Source organism: Rhizobium nepotum 39/7, assembly GCF_000949865.1.
Lineage (GTDB): Bacteria > Pseudomonadota > Alphaproteobacteria > Rhizobiales > Rhizobiaceae > Agrobacterium > Agrobacterium nepotum.
The window spans coordinates 196,486-212,269 of record NZ_JWJH01000009.1; the positions used below are offsets into that span (position 1 = coordinate 196,486).

A 15,784-nucleotide genomic window follows, 5' to 3' on the forward strand; every position below is an offset into this window, starting at 1 on the left:
AGCGTTTCGTCACGGCAGTCACCTGTGTTAATCAACAGGTGACTGCCGTAATTCGTTGAGCGAAGACCAGCCTTATGCAGATACCGATAAAATCGATCCTCGTTTTTCATGCTGCGGCAAGGGCGGGCAGCATTTCGCGGGCAGCGGAAGAACTGAGCGTTACGCCTTCGGCCGTTTCCCAGCAGATCCAGTTGCTGGAGGGCCAGCTCGGCACGACGCTGATGGCACGGACCGGCCGCAAGGTAACGCTGACCGAGGCGGGCGAACGGTATTTCTCGATGATCACCGCCCAGATCGAGCAGATCACCGATGCCACCGACAGCATTCGCGGCTTCCGCTCGGTGACGACGCTGACGATACGGGCAACGCCGACCGTTTCCAACAAATGGCTCCTGCCGCGTCTTGGCTCATTTCTGGAAGAACACCCCGAACTCGAAGTGCGTCTCGACGGCACCAACGAACCCACCGACTTTTCGCAGGAGCTTGTCGATATAGAACTCCGCCACGGTGATGGACGCTGGCCCGGTCTGTTCGTGGAAGGGCTGGTGGAGGAGGAGTTTCTGCCGGTCGCTTCTCCGGACTATGCAGCACCCGCAAGCCTTCGGGCCGACGATCTTCTCGACTATCGGCTCATCCATTCGGTCAAGGCGCAGGCGCAATGGACGCACTGGTTTCCAATGGCTGGCGTTCACTCCGACAAGAGATGGCGGCGCGTACTGTTCGACCGCAGCCACATGGCGATAGACGCGGCAGCGGGAGGCATGGGTATTGCGCTGGAAAGCACGCTGATGATGGAGCGCGAACTCAGTACCGGTGCGCTCGCATGTCCGGTCATCGATGCGCCGCGCATCCGGCTGGTGACGCAATGGATCGTCTGCCCGCATGTTCACCTGCGCCAGAAGAAGGTGCTGGTGTTTCTGGAGTGGATGCGAAAACAACGCGACGAGTGGCGTACCCGTCGCGTTGTCTGAATTCTCAGGCCTGCATTTTTGCGCTTCAGTAAAGACCCATCAGCCGTATCGGCCCGAGCGTCAGCACCGGGAAAAGCACCAGCGCGAAGATGGCGAGCGTCAGCACCGTCATCGGCGCCAGCGAACCGCGAATGACGTCCTCGATCTTCATGTTCGCCACCTGTGCTGCGGCAAACAGGCAGACCCCGACCGGCGGCGTCACAAGCCCAAGCGTCAGCGTCATCACCGTCACGATCAGGAAGTGGATGGGGTCGATACCCAGCGCCTGAACCGGCGGCATCAGCACCGGTATGAGGATGAACATCGCGGGGATAGCCTCCATGAAGATGCCGATGATCAGCAGGAACACGAAGATCACCAGCATTCCCGTCATAGGCCCGAGGTTCATCGCTTTCAAAAGCTCAGCGACCTGCTCCGGCAGACCATCAAAGGTAAACACCCAGGCGGCCAGCTGCGAAGTGGCGGCGATGAACAGGATGGTGCCCGAGATGCGCGCCGTGGAGATCAGTATTTCCGGCAGCTCCCGAACCGGCAACGTGCGATAAACCAGCACACCCAGAACGGCCACATAAACGACTGCGATGGCTGCCGCTTCCGTCGGCGTGAACAGGCCGCTGGCGATGCCGATGATCAGGATGAGCGGGGTGAGCATCGGCAGGACTGCGCGGAGACCCGTGACGACCACCAGGCGGAAGTTGAAGGGCGTTGGCGGGTTATAGCCGTAATGCACCGAATAAAAGTGATTGAAGACCAGAAAAGCCAACGCGATGAAGAGGCCGGGTACAAGCCCCGCAATGAGAAGCGTGCCAATCGACACGTTGGCGATGGAGCCGGCAATCACGATCAGGATGGATGGTGGAATGATGGAAGAAAGCGTGGAGGTGCAGAGCGTCATGCCGACGGCGTAACCCTTCGGAAATCCATGCCGCTCCATGGCCTTGATCTCGATTGCGCCCACCGAGGCGATATCGGCGACTGACGAGCCGGAAACGCCGGAGAAGATAACCGACGAGATGACGTTGACGTGGCCGAGACCGCCAGGAAGCCAGCCAACCATCGCCTCTGCGAAATCGAAAATGCGCTCGGCGACACGCCCTCTCTCCATCACCGTACCGACAAGAATAAAGAGCGGCACCGCAACGAGAAGGAAGGAGTTCATCGACGAGAACATTGTCTGTGAAAGTAGGTCCATGGGCATGGAGGTGAAAAGCCACAGCGTTCCGACGCTGGCGAGCGCCAGTGCAATGGCAAGCGGAACACCCAGCATGCTGAGACCGAAAAAGGCGATGAGAAGAAAGACCGACATGGCTCAATGTCCTGCTGAAATGGAGATATCGGCGTGAGCGATCTCGTCCGCGGGGATACCGATCTCGGGGAGCGCGATCAGGTCCCGCCTGCTGCGCAGCGATTCGATGATGGCCAGCACGGCGATGACGGCCGAGACGGGTAGAACCATGCCGATGGTCCACATGGGGATGGGCAAGGTGGCGGCGGTTTCGTTCATCATGATCTGCTGGCGCACCAGGGTCAGGCCTGTCCAGCCCATCATGCCGAAGAAGAAAACCGACGACCCTACATAAATCGGTACCGCCAACCGCCGGAACAGCCGGTGGAACAGCACCAGAAAAACCACGACCCGTGCGCTTTCAACGGTGCGGAAACCGGCCGCAAGGCCGAGGAAAACCATCCAGATGAAGAGAAAGCGCGTCGCCTCCTCGGTCCAGGGAAGCGGGCTTCCGATGAGGCGGCCGATCACCTGAAGAAGAACGACGATGAGAATGCCGGCACAGGCTGCCCCTGCTGCCACATCGGCGATGACTTTTACGATGGTGCCGAGCACCGACGGTTTCGTATCGCGCATGACAATACCCTTCCACTGCTGAGACCGGATATCCGGTAAAACGAATGCCACCCCGCCGTTAAGACAAAGCAACCCCTGCTGACGTCGGGAACGGCCGGACTGCCAATCGATGCAATCCCGGCCCTCCGTTTGCGTAAAACGTCAGTTCGTCTTGAGGAAAGACTGCGTCTTGTCGAAGAAAGCCTGATCTTTCACGAGCGCGGAGAACTTCGCCGAAAGACCGGTCGCGACAGCTACGAAAGCCTTGCGCTCGTCATCGGTCAGCGTATTGACCTCCATGCCGTTTTTCTTCAGCGTTTCAAGCGACTTGTCGATATCGGCTGCGTCGTTGCCGGCCTTCCAGGTCTCGGTTTCGACAGCGGCTTCCTTGAGCGCCGTCTTGAAGCCCTCTTCAAGGCCTTCGTAGCGGGCCGGGTTCATGCCCAGCACCCAGGCATCTGCGATGTGGTTGCTGATCGTCAGATACTTCTGAACCTCATAAAGCTTGGCGCTGACTGGTACGTTGACCGGATTTTCCTGCCCGTCGACGACCTTGAGCTGGAGAGCATTGTAAACTTCGGCAAAGGCCATCGGCGTCGGGGCAGCACCCATGGCGCCGAAGAACTCCACCCACAGCGGATTATTCGGCACGCGCAGCTTCATACCCTTCAAATCAGCCGGCGATTTGATCGGCGCCTTAGAATTGGTGATCTGACGCAGTGGACGCGACCAGAGATCAAGCCCGAGAATGCCGATCTTGCTCAGATCGCTGGAAAGCTCCTTGCCGAGATCGCTGTCGAGATAGACCCGGAGCTGTTCGATATCGCGGAACTGGTAGGGAATGGCGATGGCGGTGAATTTCGGATTGAACGTCGCGTAAAGCGATGTTGAGTTCAAGAGCATGTCCAGCGAACCGCCCGCCAGCTGCTTGACACCCGCCGAAGGATCGCCGCCATAAAGCGTGCCGTTCGCAAACACCTTGATCTTGAGCTTGCCGCCGGTCTTTTTCGAAATGATCTCGGCGAACTTGTTTGCCGCAAGCGTGATTTCGGAATTGTCGGCATCCGGCGTCGAAAGCGTCAGCGTTTCGGCCTGTGCAATCGATGCGACAAGCATGGTGGCGGCCAGAGCCAGCCCGTAAAGTTTTGAAATTTTCATGTGTTCCTCCCTTTGTTGTCTCTAAACAGTTTCCAGCGTTCCTCCGAACGCATTCATGCGTTTGATTTCAAGAATCACGCCGCTGTGGTCAAGCTCGCCCGCACCATGCTCGACCATGGAGCGGAACAGCCGGTCAACCTCCTCGCTGACCGGTAGTTTAAGGCCCCGGCTTCTGGCAAAAGCCAACGCCGTGGACGTATCCTTCACCTGATATTTCGCCGGCCCGCCAGGGCGGAAATCACCCTCCACCATGCGTTTGCCGTGCTGGCGGAAAACGGTGGAATCGGCAAACCCTCCAAGCAGTGCGTGGCGAACCTGCGCCGGATCGGCTCCACCCTCTTCAACAAGAGTAAGTGCCTCCGCGACCGCGCATATTGTGGACGCAACGATCAGCTGGTTGGCAAGCTTGGCCAGCGAGCCGCAACCCACCGGACCGACATGGGTGACGCGGCCAAGGCAATCGAATAGCGGCCGTAGCGTCTCCACATCCGCCTGCTCTCCTCCGGCCATGATTGCGAGCGTTCCTTCGATTGCCCCTTTTTCACCGCCGGAAACAGGCGCATCGACATATCTGATGCCGCAGGCTTTTGCCGCCTCTGCCTGTTCCACCGCGCTATCGACGGGAATGGAACTCATCACCAGCAGCACCGCGCCGGGCTTCATATCTGAAACGCCCCCCGAAGCCCCGAGCAGGACCTCGGCGCAAACCGGAGCGGAACTCAGCATGCAGAGCACGACATCCGCATGCGCCGCCGCATCAGCCGCCGTTGCCGCCTGCGTCACGCCTTTTTCGGCCAGGGCAGCGGCTTTCTCACTGCTGCGGTTCCATGCTTTGACCGAGAAACCGGCTTCTGCCAGACGCGCCGCCATGGGAGCACCCATGATACCAGTGCCGATGACTGCGATGTCGCGGATGCCCTGCATGGTTGCCACCTTCAAAACCATTGCCGGTTCAGGAAACGTACCGGCAATTCTTCTTCGATGAGTGCGGGAAACGCCTCGCGAAAGCGGTCGAGATGTGGTGTTTGCAGGTGGTCTTCGAATGCCTGTCGGCTATCGTAGACCTCATAGAACACGACATTGTTTCCGGCCTCAGGACGCACGACGTCGAATTGGCGGCAACCCGGTTCATCCTGAAGCGAATGTGTCGCGTCATCGCGCGCGGCGTCGAGAAAGGCATCCATAGAACCCGGCTTCACCCGGAATTCCGCGATGACTACGAAAGCTCCATTTGACATGTCCCGTTTTCCGTCCATCACGCAGCAGCGCCCTTTTCCGGACGGAAGCGATTTTCCATGTCCTGACGAAGTTTCACCACGTCAAGGTCACTCACCAGCTCAACATCGTCGAAGCTGACGATCTGGTCCTTCTTGATGGCGCGCTTCAGCTTGACATTATGGGCAAGGCCGATCGGCAGCGCCTTCATGTCGAGACTGCGGGTTGCCGGAATGGCGTTCGCCCAGACAGCGTAACCGCCCTCACCATCCAACATTTCGCCGGGCTGCATGTCCTTCTTCGCGGTCGCAACCGCATCGCCGCGAAACTCCTTTGAGCAACCCGTGGCCTCGTTGCGCAGGACGGCGGAAAGCACGCTAATTGATGTTTCGAGACCAATGATGTGGAACGGACGCCACATGGAGGCATACCAGCCGGAAGGGTCGGTCAGCAGGCCATATTGCTTGAAGCAGGCGCGGGCATATTCATTATGCGCTTTGAAGGTGACGAAGACGCCGTAGCGGATGTTGTTGAACACCTCGCGCCCATCCGGTTCCTGGCTCGCTGCAATATCCACCAGACCGGAGCGCGACATGCGGCCGCCATCGGCAGCAGGGCGAAACACCCGGGCAAGATCATGTAGACCGGCAGGCGGAAACGCCAGACCGTCATCCGGGCAATCGAGACCGGTTCCGTTGGCAACCGCAGCCATTTCGATGGCCGCCTTGGTACCGTCAGTAAAGGAATTGTACATTTTCGGATTGAAATCGCCCTTGGCCACTTCCTCATCGGTCCAGCCGAAGTAGCTCCAGACTGTATCCGGTGTCGAATAGCGATAGCGAGGCTCGAAATTCATGCCCTTGCCGGCAGAAACAACCTCAAAGCCGGTGGCCCGCGCCCAGTCGACCAGTTCGCAGATCAAAGCCGGCTGGTCACCATAGGCCATGGAATAGATCAGGCCCTTGGCCTTCGCCTTTTCCGCAAGGATCGGCCCGACCATAACGTCGGCTTCCACATTGACCATGACGACATGCTTGTTGTGTTCGATGGCGCCAAGGGCATGACGCGCGCCGGCAAGCGGGTGGCCAGTCGCCTCGATGACGCATTCGATCTCGCCGCAAGCGAAAAGCTCGTTCACATCATCAGTCACATAGGTCTTGCCGCTCTTCAACGCTTCTGTGCAGCTCGCCGCGTCATAACGCTCCTTCGGCCAGCCGACCCGATCCAGCGATTCCTTTGCCTTGCCGACATTGAGATCTGCGACGGCGACCATATGGAAACCGGCGATGCGCTGCGCCTGCGCCAGCACCATGGAGCCGAATTTGCCCGCACCGATGAGGCCGACCCGCACAGGTTTACCACCGGCTGCACGCGCTGACAGAAGAGAATAGAGATTCATGTTTTGACATCCTTCGCTGGGGATAATCCTGGCGAGAGATTCCAGTCTGCCCGGCGAAGGCCATGCGATACCACCGCTGCAAAGGCTAAATACCCTCGCGGCACCGGCAACATGACGTTTCTGCGTTCCTCCCGGATCCCGGCACGCCTTTGCGCCGGCTCTCGCGGTCGCCTCCCAAAGCAACCTTGGGAATAGAGTAGGAGCGTTCAAATATTAGTTCTATTTAGAAAAATAGATTTTTTGTTTAGTTTTTCTACAATTCACTAGGCCGATTTGCGTAACATCAGATCGGCGCTAAGAAGAATGCGCTCGCGCATCCGGGTGGTGCCATCCACCTCCTCATTGAGCTTCTGCAACAGAAGCTCGATCGATAGCCTGCCGATCTCGTTATAATTCTGCGCCACCGTGGTAATCGGCGGGCAGGCATAGCGCGACAGCGGATGATCGTCATGGCCGGCGACCCTGAGGTCGTAATCCGCGCCATGACCGACCTTGATGCCCTTCTGAAAGGCGGCAGCAATGACGCCGAAGGCGATACGGTCGTTTGCGCATAAAATGGTGCGCGAAGGCAGAAGCCCCATCCCGTCCAGCCGTCGCGTCGCTTCATCAAAGGCGAAACGCTCGAAATCCCAGGTGACTATGTCCGGAACGTCGATGACGTGGGGTTCGAAACCGAGGCGCTGCATAGCCTCCACGTAGGCAGTGCGGCGTGTTGCAGCGTTGGTATTGACCTGCGGCATGTCGAAGAAACAGGGCGGCTCGCCCGAACGGCACAGGTAGTCAACCATGAGCCCGACACTCTGGCGGTTGTCGGTACCGACGAATGCCGAGGTCTCGTCGAGTGGCGAGTCGACATAAACGATCGGAATACTGGCCGCGAGCTGCTCGAGCGTTGCGCGGTGGGATTTGACGCCGAGCGGGGCGATGATCGCGCCTGCGACATTCATCGACTTGAAGGTGCGGATGGCACGGTCTTCGATTTCCGCCTTTCCATCAGACGACAGCACGAAGGCGAGGAACCCCGCTTCGTTGGCGATCAGTTCGATACGGCTTGTCAGCGCCATGTAGAACGGGTCGGTCGAGTTGGGAATGATGATGCCGATGATATTGGAGCGGCGGCGGTTGAGGTTGACGGCGAAAATATTGGGCCTGAACCCCGATTTCTTCAGCGCATCCTCGATGGCATCCCGCGTCTTCTTGCGGACCGAGGCCGGATCATTGAAGTATTTCGACACAGTCGGGCGGGAAAGGCCGACGAATTCCGAAAACTCTTCCATCGTCCTGATAGATTTGGCCAAAGTGCTTGCCCCCATGAAATATTACATGTGGTACTCTATATCGACCGGCCTTCGCACGAAAAGCCGGTCGAATGCGGTTATCAACGGCCAAACGATCATTCGGCTGCAAATTGCACTTTCATCGTGGCGGGATCGGACGGCTTCTTCGTAAAGAACGGCAGCATATCCGAAAGCGGCAGCCGGTGCGACACCAGCCGCGCCATGACATCGCCATCCGTTTCCAGAATGGCAAGCGCCTGCGGTATATTACGGTTCAGCGAATGTGAGCCGACAAGCTTCAGCTGCCGCCGGAAGATTTCGAAAGGCGCAATCGAGATACAGGCATCCGGCGCGCAGACGCCAAAAAACAGCGCCGTGCCGCCATCCGCGACCAGCGGGACCATTGCTTCCGCAACAGCTGCGATGCCGGTCGCATCCGCTACGAAATCGAACGACTTCTGTTGCCGCAGCAGCGCCTCAGACCCGGAAACCGTTGTCTGCAGCCCGAGACTTTCAGCGAAGGCCAGCCTGCTTTCGTTGATGTCCGCGATCGTCACCGTCGCGATGCCGCGTGATTTCAGCGACAGGGCGAGCAGCAGGCCGATGGGGCCGGCACCGAAAACGAGCGCGTTACCCGGCACCGCCCCATTCTCGCCAATGCCCGCGCTCTGCATACCGTTGACGACGCAGGCGAGCGGTTCGGCCAGCGCCGCAACATCGTAGGGCATGGAACCGATGCCGTGCAGTTGGTCGGCGCGCACCACGCTGAATTCCGCAAAGCCGCCATTATGGGAAACGCCATAGGCCTTCAGCGTGCTGCAAAGGTTGGCAAGCCCTTTCCTGCAACTGGGGCAGGTGCCACAGGGCAGATTGGGATCGACGACAACCCGGTCGCCGACCTTGATGTCCGTGACATTAGAAGCCACGGCCGCAACCTCGCCAGCATATTCATGCCCCGGAATGACGGGAAAGGCACCGTCACCGTAACGCGCGTGCAGCACGTCGATATCGGTATGGCACAGCCCCGAAGCCTTGACCTGGACAAGGGCATGCCCCGGCGGCAGATCAGCGACGGGCACGTCCGTAAGCACGGCATGTCCCTTCTCGACGAATTGAATGGCATGCATGGTCATCTCCGGCTTTTCAGCTCATCCAGTTGCCGCCGTCGACATTATATGTCTGGGCGAGAATATAGTCGCTGTCGGAAGAGGCGAGGAAAACTGCAAGGCCCTTGATATCATCCGGCGTGGCGAAACGGCCAATCGGCACGGATCTGGCCACCGCCGCCTTCTTCTCACCCGGCTTCAATCCTTCCCATTTGGCGAAATGCGCATCGACCACTTCCCAATGCTCGCCATCCACGACACCAGGTGCAATCGCATTGACGTTGATGCCGTGTTTGACCAGCGCCAGCGCCGCCGACTGCGTGGCGGAAATAATCGCCGCTTTGGAAGCGCAATAAAGCGTGACGAGCGCCTCCCCGCGCCGACCGGCCTGGCTCGCCATGTTGATGATCTTGCCGCCGCGTGCGCGCGCGATCATGACATTGGAGACGGCCTTCATCATGAAAAGCGGCCCCTTGAGATTGATGTCGAAAACCCGCTCATAACTCTCTTCGGTAATGCCGTTGATCGGCGCCATATCGAAGATCGCGGCATTGTTGACGAGAATATCAATGCCGCCGAATTCCTCATCCACCGCCTTCACCGTGGCATTGATCTGACCAAGGTCAGTCACGTCCAGCCGCATGGCCTTGGCGGAAGGGCCGATGGCGGCTGCAGAAGCGGTCGCCCGGGCAATATCGATATCGGCGATGATGACCTTTGCACCCTCAGCGACGAAAGCCTGTGCAAAACCAAGGCCGATGCCGCGGGCGGCGCCGGTAATCAGCGCGACCTTGTTCTTCAATCTCATGTCGATCTCCGTGATGCATGGCGGGCAACTCGGCCATGCTCGTTTGTTGTTAGATGCAATTTTTACCATCTCCTCATTCCTGTCTTGTCACAGGAATGAGGAAGCAGGCGCTGCGGCCCACACCCCGCCCATACCGCCCGCCGCCGGAAAGCGAACGGGCGGCACGCCGGGAGGACGCGGCTACTTGATGTAGCCCGCGCGGGTCATGTCACGCTCAACCTGTTTCTGTGCGCCTTCGAGCGCCGTATCGACGGTCTGCTGGCCGGAGAGTGCTGCCGCAATCTGCTGGCCGACAATCGTACCGATGGACTGAAATTCCGGTATGGCGACGAACTGCACGCCGGTATAGGGAACTGGATCCTTTGTCGGCTTCGACGGATCGGCGGACATGATGGCTTTCAGCACCGTATCCGCAAAGGGCGCAGCCTTCTTGTATTCCGGCAGCTCATAGGTGGATTTGCGCGTGCCCGGCGGCACGGCGACCCAGCCTTCGCTTTCGCCGACCGTCTTAACATAGTTCTTCGAGGTCGCCCATTTGACAAATGACTTGGCGGTTTCGAGCTTCTTCGTGGTGTTCGGAATTGCAAGGTTCCATGACCACGACCAGCTCGACCCGTTCGGCGTTGCCTCTACCGGAGCACGCGTGAAAGCGGTCTTGTCGGCTACCTGGCTCTGCTTGGGATCGTAAATGCGTCCCGCAGCCGAGGTCGCGTCGATCCACATGGCGCAATGGCCGGATGCGAACAGTGTCTGGTTCTCGTTGAAGCCGTTGGTGGCTGCACCGGGGGGGCCGTAAGATGTCATCAGCGCCACATAGTCCGAGATCGCCTTTTTCCACGGCTCGCTCGTCAGCTGCGGCTTCCACTCCATGTCGAACCAGCGCCCACCATAGGTGTTGATCATGGTTCCGAGGAAAGCCATGTTCTCGCCCCAGCCCGGCTTGCCGCGCAGGCAAATGCCATATTGCTGTTTCGACTTGTCGGTCAGCTTGGCCGCAAAGTCCTTGATCTGGTCGTAGCTCGGATTATCAGGCATCTTCAGGCCGCCCGCGTCGAACAGGTCCTTGCGGTAGAGAGTGAACGAGCTTTCGGTATAAAACGGCACGGCATAGAGCTTGCCGTCCACCGTCAGGCCTTTCTTGATCGGATCGAGCAGATCGGCGTAATCGTAATCGTCGCCGAGATCATCAACTGGTGCCAGCCAGCCCTGCTTGCCCCAGATCGGTGCTTCATAACCGCCGATGGTCATGATGTCGAACTGGCCGCCATTGGTGGCGATATCGGTGGTGACGCGTTCGCGCAGAACATTCTCTTCCAGCACGATCCAGTTGATCTTGTTTCCTGTTTCCTTCTCCCAGGCGCTGGAAAGCTTCTGCATGATGATCATGTCGCCATTGTTGACAGTGGCGATGTTGATTTCTTCCGCCTGCGCAAGTCCGGCCAAAAGGCCCGCTCCGACCACAGACGCCGACAGAATTCCAATGAATTTTCTCATGAGACCCGCTCCTCCTTTACGGATGTCCACGCATAACAATACATGCGTAAATTTTTATCTCGCAAAATCTCGCCACTTGTCAACATCCCAATATAAACGGTGACGTGAGAAAGCTTGGATATATTGCTATAACTCGCTGTTTTAAAGCCTATAATGTCATAAAAAATAAATACATAACCCACTTTACTTGCTGCATCGCAACAAAACTTTCGTCAATAAATATCTTGACGCGCGTAAATTTTAACTGATATCCGGAAAATAACAGAGCCGGGATGCCGGGATTCGCACCCACCGGAAAGATGGGAGCCGAATGCATATGGAGGAGACGATGAGGCAGGTATCCGCACTGGCGCCGCATACGAAAGGCCCGACCATTACGGCGGGTGAAATCCTCGTGGAAATCATGGCGACGACAGTGGGGGATGGCTTTCTCGAGCCGCAAGCACTGATCGGCCCCTTTCCGAGCGGCGCTCCCGCCATCTTCATCGATCAGGTTGCACGTTGCGGCGGCAGCGCCGGCATTATCGCGGCGGTGGGTGATGACGATTTCGGCCGCCTCAACATCGAGCGGCTGCGCCGTGACGGCGTGGACATATCGGCGATCGCCACCATAGCTGACCGGCCGACCGGCAGCGCTTTCGTCCGCTACAGGGAGAACGGCGCGCGGGACTTCGTTTTCAACATCGCCCATTCCGCAGCGCGCGAAACGCACATGACTGATAAAGCGCAGGCTCTCATCGAACAGGCAGGCCATGTGCACGTGATGGGATCGGCGTTTGCGATTGCCGGTATCGGCGAGATCATTCTGGAGGCGATCAAAAGCGTCAAGTTGCGCGGTGGTTCGGTGTCTTTCGATCCGAACATCCGCAAGGAACTGGTGCAGGATGACGAGGGCCGCAAGCTGATCGATGATCTCCTTGATGTCACTGACCTTCTGCTGCCTTCCGGCGAAGAACTTCAAGCCGCCTCCGGTCTGGATGACGAGGACGCAGCGATAGAAAAGCTCCTCGCCTCCGGTATCAGTGAGATCGTGCTGAAACGCGGCGCAGGCGGGGCAAGCCACTTCAGCCGCGCCCATGGCCGCATCGACGCTCCCGGACTGATGGTCTCCGAAATCGACCCGACCGGTGCGGGCGACTGTTTCGGTGCAACCTACCTCACCTGCCGCCGCCTCGGCATGCATCCCGAACAGGCGCTGGCTTATGCCAATGCATCAGGTGCGCACAACGTTATCAGGCGCGGCCCGATGGAGGGCGCCGCCAGCCTTTCCGAACTCGACGCCTTCATGGCCGCACAAATTTCCGGAGAAGCCAGATGACCGCCATATTGGAAAACCTCGCCGCCGCGCGCCGTGCCGGCAAGCCCGCAGGCATCACTTCGGTCTGCTCTGCCCACCCCGTTGTTCTGCGCGCTGCAATCCGCCGCGCAGCTGCCAGTCAAACAGCCGTGCTAATCGAGGCCACCTGCAATCAGGTCAATCATCTCGGCGGTTATACCGGCATGACGCCGCGCGACTTCGTTGCCTTCGTCAACAGTATTGCGCAGGAAGAAGGACTGCCCGGCGAACTCATGATTTTCGGCGGCGATCATCTCGGCCCCAATCCCTGGCGCAGGGAGAAAGCAGAGGACGCGCTGACAAAAGCAGCCACCATGGTCGACGCCTATGTAACAGCTGGTTTTTGCAAGATTCATCTGGATGCGTCGATGGGCTGCGCCGGTGAGCCGGCCGCACTGGATGACGTGACGATTGCCAACCGCGCCGCGAAACTCGCGGCTGTCGCCGAAAAGGCCGCCGCCGAGGCTGGCCTGCCAAAACCGCTTTACATTCTCGGCACCGAAGTGCCGGTGCCCGGCGGCGCCGATCACGTGCTCGACACGGTAGCGCCCACGGAGCCTCAGGCGGCGCGCCAGACCATCGACCTTCACCGTGAGATATTCGCGCAGCACGGTCTTTCCGATGCGTTCGAACGGGTCATCGCCTTTGTCGTGCAGCCCGGCGTGGAATTCGGCAGCGACAATGTCGTCGCTTACAATCCACAGGCGGCCACGGCACTCAGCGCAGTGCTGGACGGCGAACCGCAACTGGTCTTCGAGGCACACTCGACGGATTATCAAACGAGGCCTGCACTTGCCGCCCTAGTACGCGATGGATATCCGATCCTGAAAGTCGGTCCGGGGCTGACCTTCGCTTACCGCGAAGCACTTTACGCTCTCGATATGATCGCATCCGAGATGGTCGGCGACTATGGCGACCGGCCACTGGCGCGGACCATGGAACAGCTGATGCTCGGCGCGCCCGGTCACTGGCAGGGTCATTACCATGGTGATGACATCACGCTCAGATTGCAGCGTCACTACAGCTACAGCGACCGCATTCGCTATTACTGGACAAGGCCCGAGGCGCTCGCGGCCGTTTCCGCCTTGCAGAAGGCGCTTGATGGGAAGACTATTCCCGAAACCCTGCTACGCCAATACCTCGGCGAGTTTCCGCTCTCCATGGTTGCAGGTAAGAATATGGAGGAGGTTCTGGTCGCGGCGGTGGATCAGGTGCTTGCGACCTACCATGCGGCGACGGGCGAAGGTCGCCACTGAGACAATCCTCAAGTTAAATTCGGATGCCCCGGCGGAGGCGTCGCGGGTATTGGTCAGGGAGGGGACTACAAATGGCAACACGAAACACGAGCGGCTTGGCGCGGGTGATGCTTGCGCCTTCGGTGCTGCTGCTTCTGGTGTGGATGATCGTGCCCCTGGCGATGACTTTGTGGTTTTCGTTCCAGAACTACAATCTCCTCAACCCCGCCAATGTCAGCTTCGCGGGCCTGTTCAATTACCAGTATTTCTATACTGATCCCGCCTTCTTCCAGTCGATCTTCAACACGCTGGCCATCGTCGGCGGCGTGCTTCTGATCACGGTCATCGGCGGTATTGCCATTGCGCTTCTGCTCGACCAGGACATCTTTGGCCAGGGCATCGTGCGCATCATGATCATCTCGCCCTTCTTCGTCATGCCGCCTGTCGCAGCACTGGTGTGGAAGAACATGATCATGCATCCCGGTTACGGTGTGCTGGCCGATCTGTCCCGCTTCTTCGGCCTGCAGCCGATCGACTGGTTCGCGCAGTTTCCGCTGCTCTCCATCATCATCATCGTCGCCTGGCAATGGCTGCCCTTTGCAACGCTGATCCTGCTCACCGCCCTGCAGTCGCTCGATGGCGAGCAGAGGGAAGCGGCCGAGATGGATGGCGCCAATTTCATCAACCGCTTCGTCTATCTGACGCTGCCGCACCTGTCGCGCGCCATCACCGTCGTCATCCTCATCCAGACGATCTTCCTGCTCGGCGTTTATGCGGAAATCCTTGTCACCACCAATGGCGGCCCGGGTTATGCCTCGACCAACCTTGCCTTCCTGATCTATCGCACCGCACTTCTCGGTTACGACGTCGGCGGCGCATCGGCCGGTGGCATCATCGCCGTCGTGCTCGCCAATATCGTCGCCATCTTCCTGATGCGCGCCGTCGGCAAGAACCTCGACCGTTAAGGAGACACAGCCATGGCCCGCAGGACAACGACACGCGCAAAGATCGGCTTTTCCATCGCGGCATGGGCGGTGGCGCTTCTGCTGTTCTTCCCGATCCTTTATGCCTTCCTTACCTCGATCAAGACCGAGCCGGAGGCGATCTCAGGCTTCAGCCTCATTCCGTCAGGCACGCTCGAAAACTACATCACCGTGCAGACCCAGCGTGATTACTTCAAGCCGTTCATGAACTCGGTCGTGCTGTCGCTCGGCTCGACGATCATCGCGCTGATCATCGCCATTCCCGCCGCCTGGGCCATGGCGTTCTCGCCGACCAAACGCACCAAGGATATTCTGATGTGGATGCTTTCCACGAAGATGATGCCGGCCGTTGCCGTGCTGGTGCCGATCTACCTGCTTTTCCGCAATGCCGGCCTGCTCGATACCCGCATCGGGCTCACCGTCATGCTCACCTTCATCAACCTGCCGATCGTGGTGTGGATGCTTTACACCTACTTCCGCGAAATCCCCGGTGAGATCCTTGAAGCCGCGCGCATGGACGGTGCCTCGCTCTGGAACGAGATCGTGCATGTGCTGACCCCGATGGCGGTTCCCGGCATTGCCTCGACGCTGCTTCTGAACGTCATCCTCGCCTGGAACGAATCCTTCTGGACCATCCGGCTGACGACCACCAATGCGGCACCGCTGACGGCCTTCATCGCCTCCTTCTCCTCACCGCAGGGGCTGTTCTGGGCCAAGCTTTCGGCCGCCTCGATGATGGCGATCGCCCCCATTCTGGTCATCGGCTGGTTCTCGCAGAAACAACTCGTGCGTGGCCTCACCTTTGGCGCCGTGAAATAAGGAACGACAATCATGGGCAGCATTTCCCTTCAGAACGTGTCCAAGCTCTTCGGCGAGGCCAAAGTCATCCCGTCGATCGATCTCGATATCCATGACGGCGAGTTCGTCGTCTTCGTCGGCCCGTCCGGCTGCGGCAAGTCGAC

Annotated in this window: 16 protein-coding genes; 6 read left to right on the forward strand and 10 right to left on the reverse strand. The window is 58.9% G+C overall.

Annotated elements, in window-relative coordinates; all coding sequences use genetic code 11:
- Positions 1–74 precede the first annotated feature (74 nt).
- Positions 75–971 (forward strand): LysR substrate-binding domain-containing protein, encoded by an 897-nt coding sequence (locus RS75_RS11790; RefSeq protein ID WP_045020550.1) that lies wholly within the window; start codon positions 75–77, stop codon positions 969–971.
- A gap of 25 nt (positions 972–996) precedes the next feature.
- On the opposite strand, the gene RS75_RS11795 is transcribed toward RS75_RS11790, so the two are convergent.
- From RS75_RS11795 to RS75_RS11840, 10 genes are all read right to left on the reverse strand, one after another.
- A complete protein-coding gene (locus tag RS75_RS11795; RefSeq protein ID WP_045020551.1) occupies positions 997–2,277 on the reverse strand; it encodes a TRAP transporter large permease in 1,281 nt (426 codons plus the stop codon).
- 3 nt (positions 2,278–2,280) lie between these two features.
- Positions 2,281–2,832: a TRAP transporter small permease gene (locus RS75_RS11800; RefSeq protein WP_045020552.1), complete on the reverse strand. Its 552-nt coding sequence runs from the start codon at positions 2,830–2,832 to the stop codon at positions 2,281–2,283.
- A gap of 141 nt (positions 2,833–2,973) precedes the next feature.
- Entirely contained in the window at positions 2,974–3,969 is a 996-nt protein-coding gene (locus tag RS75_RS11805; RefSeq protein WP_045020554.1) for a DctP family TRAP transporter solute-binding subunit, read from the reverse strand.
- A gap of 21 nt (positions 3,970–3,990) precedes the next feature.
- A complete protein-coding gene (locus RS75_RS11810; RefSeq protein WP_152643124.1) occupies positions 3,991–4,914 on the reverse strand; it encodes an NAD(P)-dependent oxidoreductase in 924 nt (307 codons plus the stop codon).
- Positions 4,905–5,207: a putative quinol monooxygenase gene (locus tag RS75_RS11815; RefSeq protein WP_045020612.1), complete on the reverse strand. Its 303-nt coding sequence runs from the start codon at positions 5,205–5,207 to the stop codon at positions 4,905–4,907. Before RS75_RS11815 ends, RS75_RS11810 begins: the two co-directional genes overlap by 10 nt.
- A 17-nt stretch (positions 5,208–5,224) precedes the next feature.
- On the reverse strand, positions 5,225–6,583 hold the full coding sequence (locus RS75_RS11820) for an NAD(P)H-dependent oxidoreductase (protein WP_045020555.1): 1,359 nt from the start codon (positions 6,581–6,583) through the stop codon (positions 5,225–5,227).
- Between the two features lie 263 nt (positions 6,584–6,846).
- The gene (locus RS75_RS11825; protein WP_045020557.1) at positions 6,847–7,860 is read right to left on the reverse strand and encodes a LacI family DNA-binding transcriptional regulator; all 1,014 of its coding nucleotides are present in this window, start codon (positions 7,858–7,860) and stop codon (positions 6,847–6,849) included.
- Positions 7,861–7,976: 116 nt separating this feature from the next.
- Positions 7,977–8,987, reverse strand: coding sequence for a D-altritol 5-dehydrogenase (locus tag RS75_RS11830; RefSeq protein WP_045020614.1), 1,011 nt, complete (start codon positions 8,985–8,987; stop codon positions 7,977–7,979).
- Positions 8,988–9,003: 16 nt separating this feature from the next.
- Complete coding sequence (locus RS75_RS11835; protein ID WP_045020558.1) at positions 9,004–9,774, reverse strand: galactitol 2-dehydrogenase; 771 nt, start codon at positions 9,772–9,774, stop codon at positions 9,004–9,006.
- A 180-nt stretch (positions 9,775–9,954) separates the two neighbouring features.
- On the reverse strand, positions 9,955–11,268 hold the full coding sequence (locus tag RS75_RS11840; protein ID WP_045020560.1) for an ABC transporter substrate-binding protein: 1,314 nt from the start codon (positions 11,266–11,268) through the stop codon (positions 9,955–9,957).
- 310 nt (positions 11,269–11,578) lie between these two features.
- Here RS75_RS11840 and RS75_RS11850 point away from each other — a divergent pair, with 310 nt between their 5' ends.
- The 5 genes from RS75_RS11850 to RS75_RS26255 all read left to right on the forward strand — a co-directional run.
- A complete protein-coding gene (locus RS75_RS11850) occupies positions 11,579–12,586 on the forward strand; it encodes a tagatose kinase (RefSeq protein WP_045020562.1) in 1,008 nt (335 codons plus the stop codon).
- The gene (locus tag RS75_RS11855) at positions 12,583–13,860 is read left to right on the forward strand and encodes a D-tagatose-bisphosphate aldolase, class II, non-catalytic subunit (RefSeq protein ID WP_045020565.1); all 1,278 of its coding nucleotides are present in this window, start codon (positions 12,583–12,585) and stop codon (positions 13,858–13,860) included. Before RS75_RS11850 ends, RS75_RS11855 begins: the two co-directional genes overlap by 4 nt.
- A 71-nt stretch (positions 13,861–13,931) precedes the next feature.
- Entirely contained in the window at positions 13,932–14,804 is an 873-nt protein-coding gene (locus RS75_RS11860; protein ID WP_045020567.1) for a carbohydrate ABC transporter permease, read from the forward strand.
- Positions 14,805–14,816: 12 nt separating this feature from the next.
- Positions 14,817–15,641 carry a carbohydrate ABC transporter permease gene (locus RS75_RS11865; RefSeq protein ID WP_045020568.1) on the forward strand — a complete coding sequence of 275 codons (825 nt, stop codon included), beginning with the start codon at positions 14,817–14,819 and terminating at the stop codon, positions 15,639–15,641.
- A 12-nt stretch (positions 15,642–15,653) separates the two neighbouring features.
- Positions 15,654–15,784 (forward strand): ATP-binding cassette domain-containing protein (locus tag RS75_RS26255; protein ID WP_152643125.1); only part of this gene is annotated, 131 nt, incomplete at its 3' end.

Coding starts and splice junctions, on each gene's coding strand:
- RS75_RS11790 (WP_045020550.1), top strand. CDS start 75: ATGCAGATACCGATAAAATCGATCCTCGTTTTTCATGCTGCGGCAAGG.
- RS75_RS11795 (WP_045020551.1), bottom strand. CDS start 2,277: ATGTCGGTCTTTCTTCTCATCGCCTTTTTCGGTCTCAGCATGCTGGGT.
- RS75_RS11800 (WP_045020552.1), bottom strand. CDS start 2,832: ATGCGCGATACGAAACCGTCGGTGCTCGGCACCATCGTAAAAGTCATC.
- RS75_RS11805 (WP_045020554.1), bottom strand. CDS start 3,969: ATGAAAATTTCAAAACTTTACGGGCTGGCTCTGGCCGCCACCATGCTT.
- RS75_RS11810 (WP_152643124.1), bottom strand. CDS start 4,914: ATGGTTTTGAAGGTGGCAACCATGCAGGGCATCCGCGACATCGCAGTC.
- RS75_RS11815 (WP_045020612.1), bottom strand. CDS start 5,207: ATGTCAAATGGAGCTTTCGTAGTCATCGCGGAATTCCGGGTGAAGCCG.
- RS75_RS11820 (WP_045020555.1), bottom strand. CDS start 6,583: ATGAATCTCTATTCTCTTCTGTCAGCGCGTGCAGCCGGTGGTAAACCT.
- RS75_RS11825 (WP_045020557.1), bottom strand. CDS start 7,860: ATGGAAGAGTTTTCGGAATTCGTCGGCCTTTCCCGCCCGACTGTGTCG.
- RS75_RS11830 (WP_045020614.1), bottom strand. CDS start 8,987: ATGCATGCCATTCAATTCGTCGAGAAGGGACATGCCGTGCTTACGGAC.
- RS75_RS11835 (WP_045020558.1), bottom strand. CDS start 9,774: ATGAGATTGAAGAACAAGGTCGCGCTGATTACCGGCGCCGCCCGCGGC.
- RS75_RS11840 (WP_045020560.1), bottom strand. CDS start 11,268: ATGAGAAAATTCATTGGAATTCTGTCGGCGTCTGTGGTCGGAGCGGGC.
- RS75_RS11850 (WP_045020562.1), top strand. CDS start 11,579: ATGCATATGGAGGAGACGATGAGGCAGGTATCCGCACTGGCGCCGCAT.
- RS75_RS11855 (WP_045020565.1), top strand. CDS start 12,583: ATGACCGCCATATTGGAAAACCTCGCCGCCGCGCGCCGTGCCGGCAAG.
- RS75_RS11860 (WP_045020567.1), top strand. CDS start 13,932: ATGGCAACACGAAACACGAGCGGCTTGGCGCGGGTGATGCTTGCGCCT.
- RS75_RS11865 (WP_045020568.1), top strand. CDS start 14,817: ATGGCCCGCAGGACAACGACACGCGCAAAGATCGGCTTTTCCATCGCG.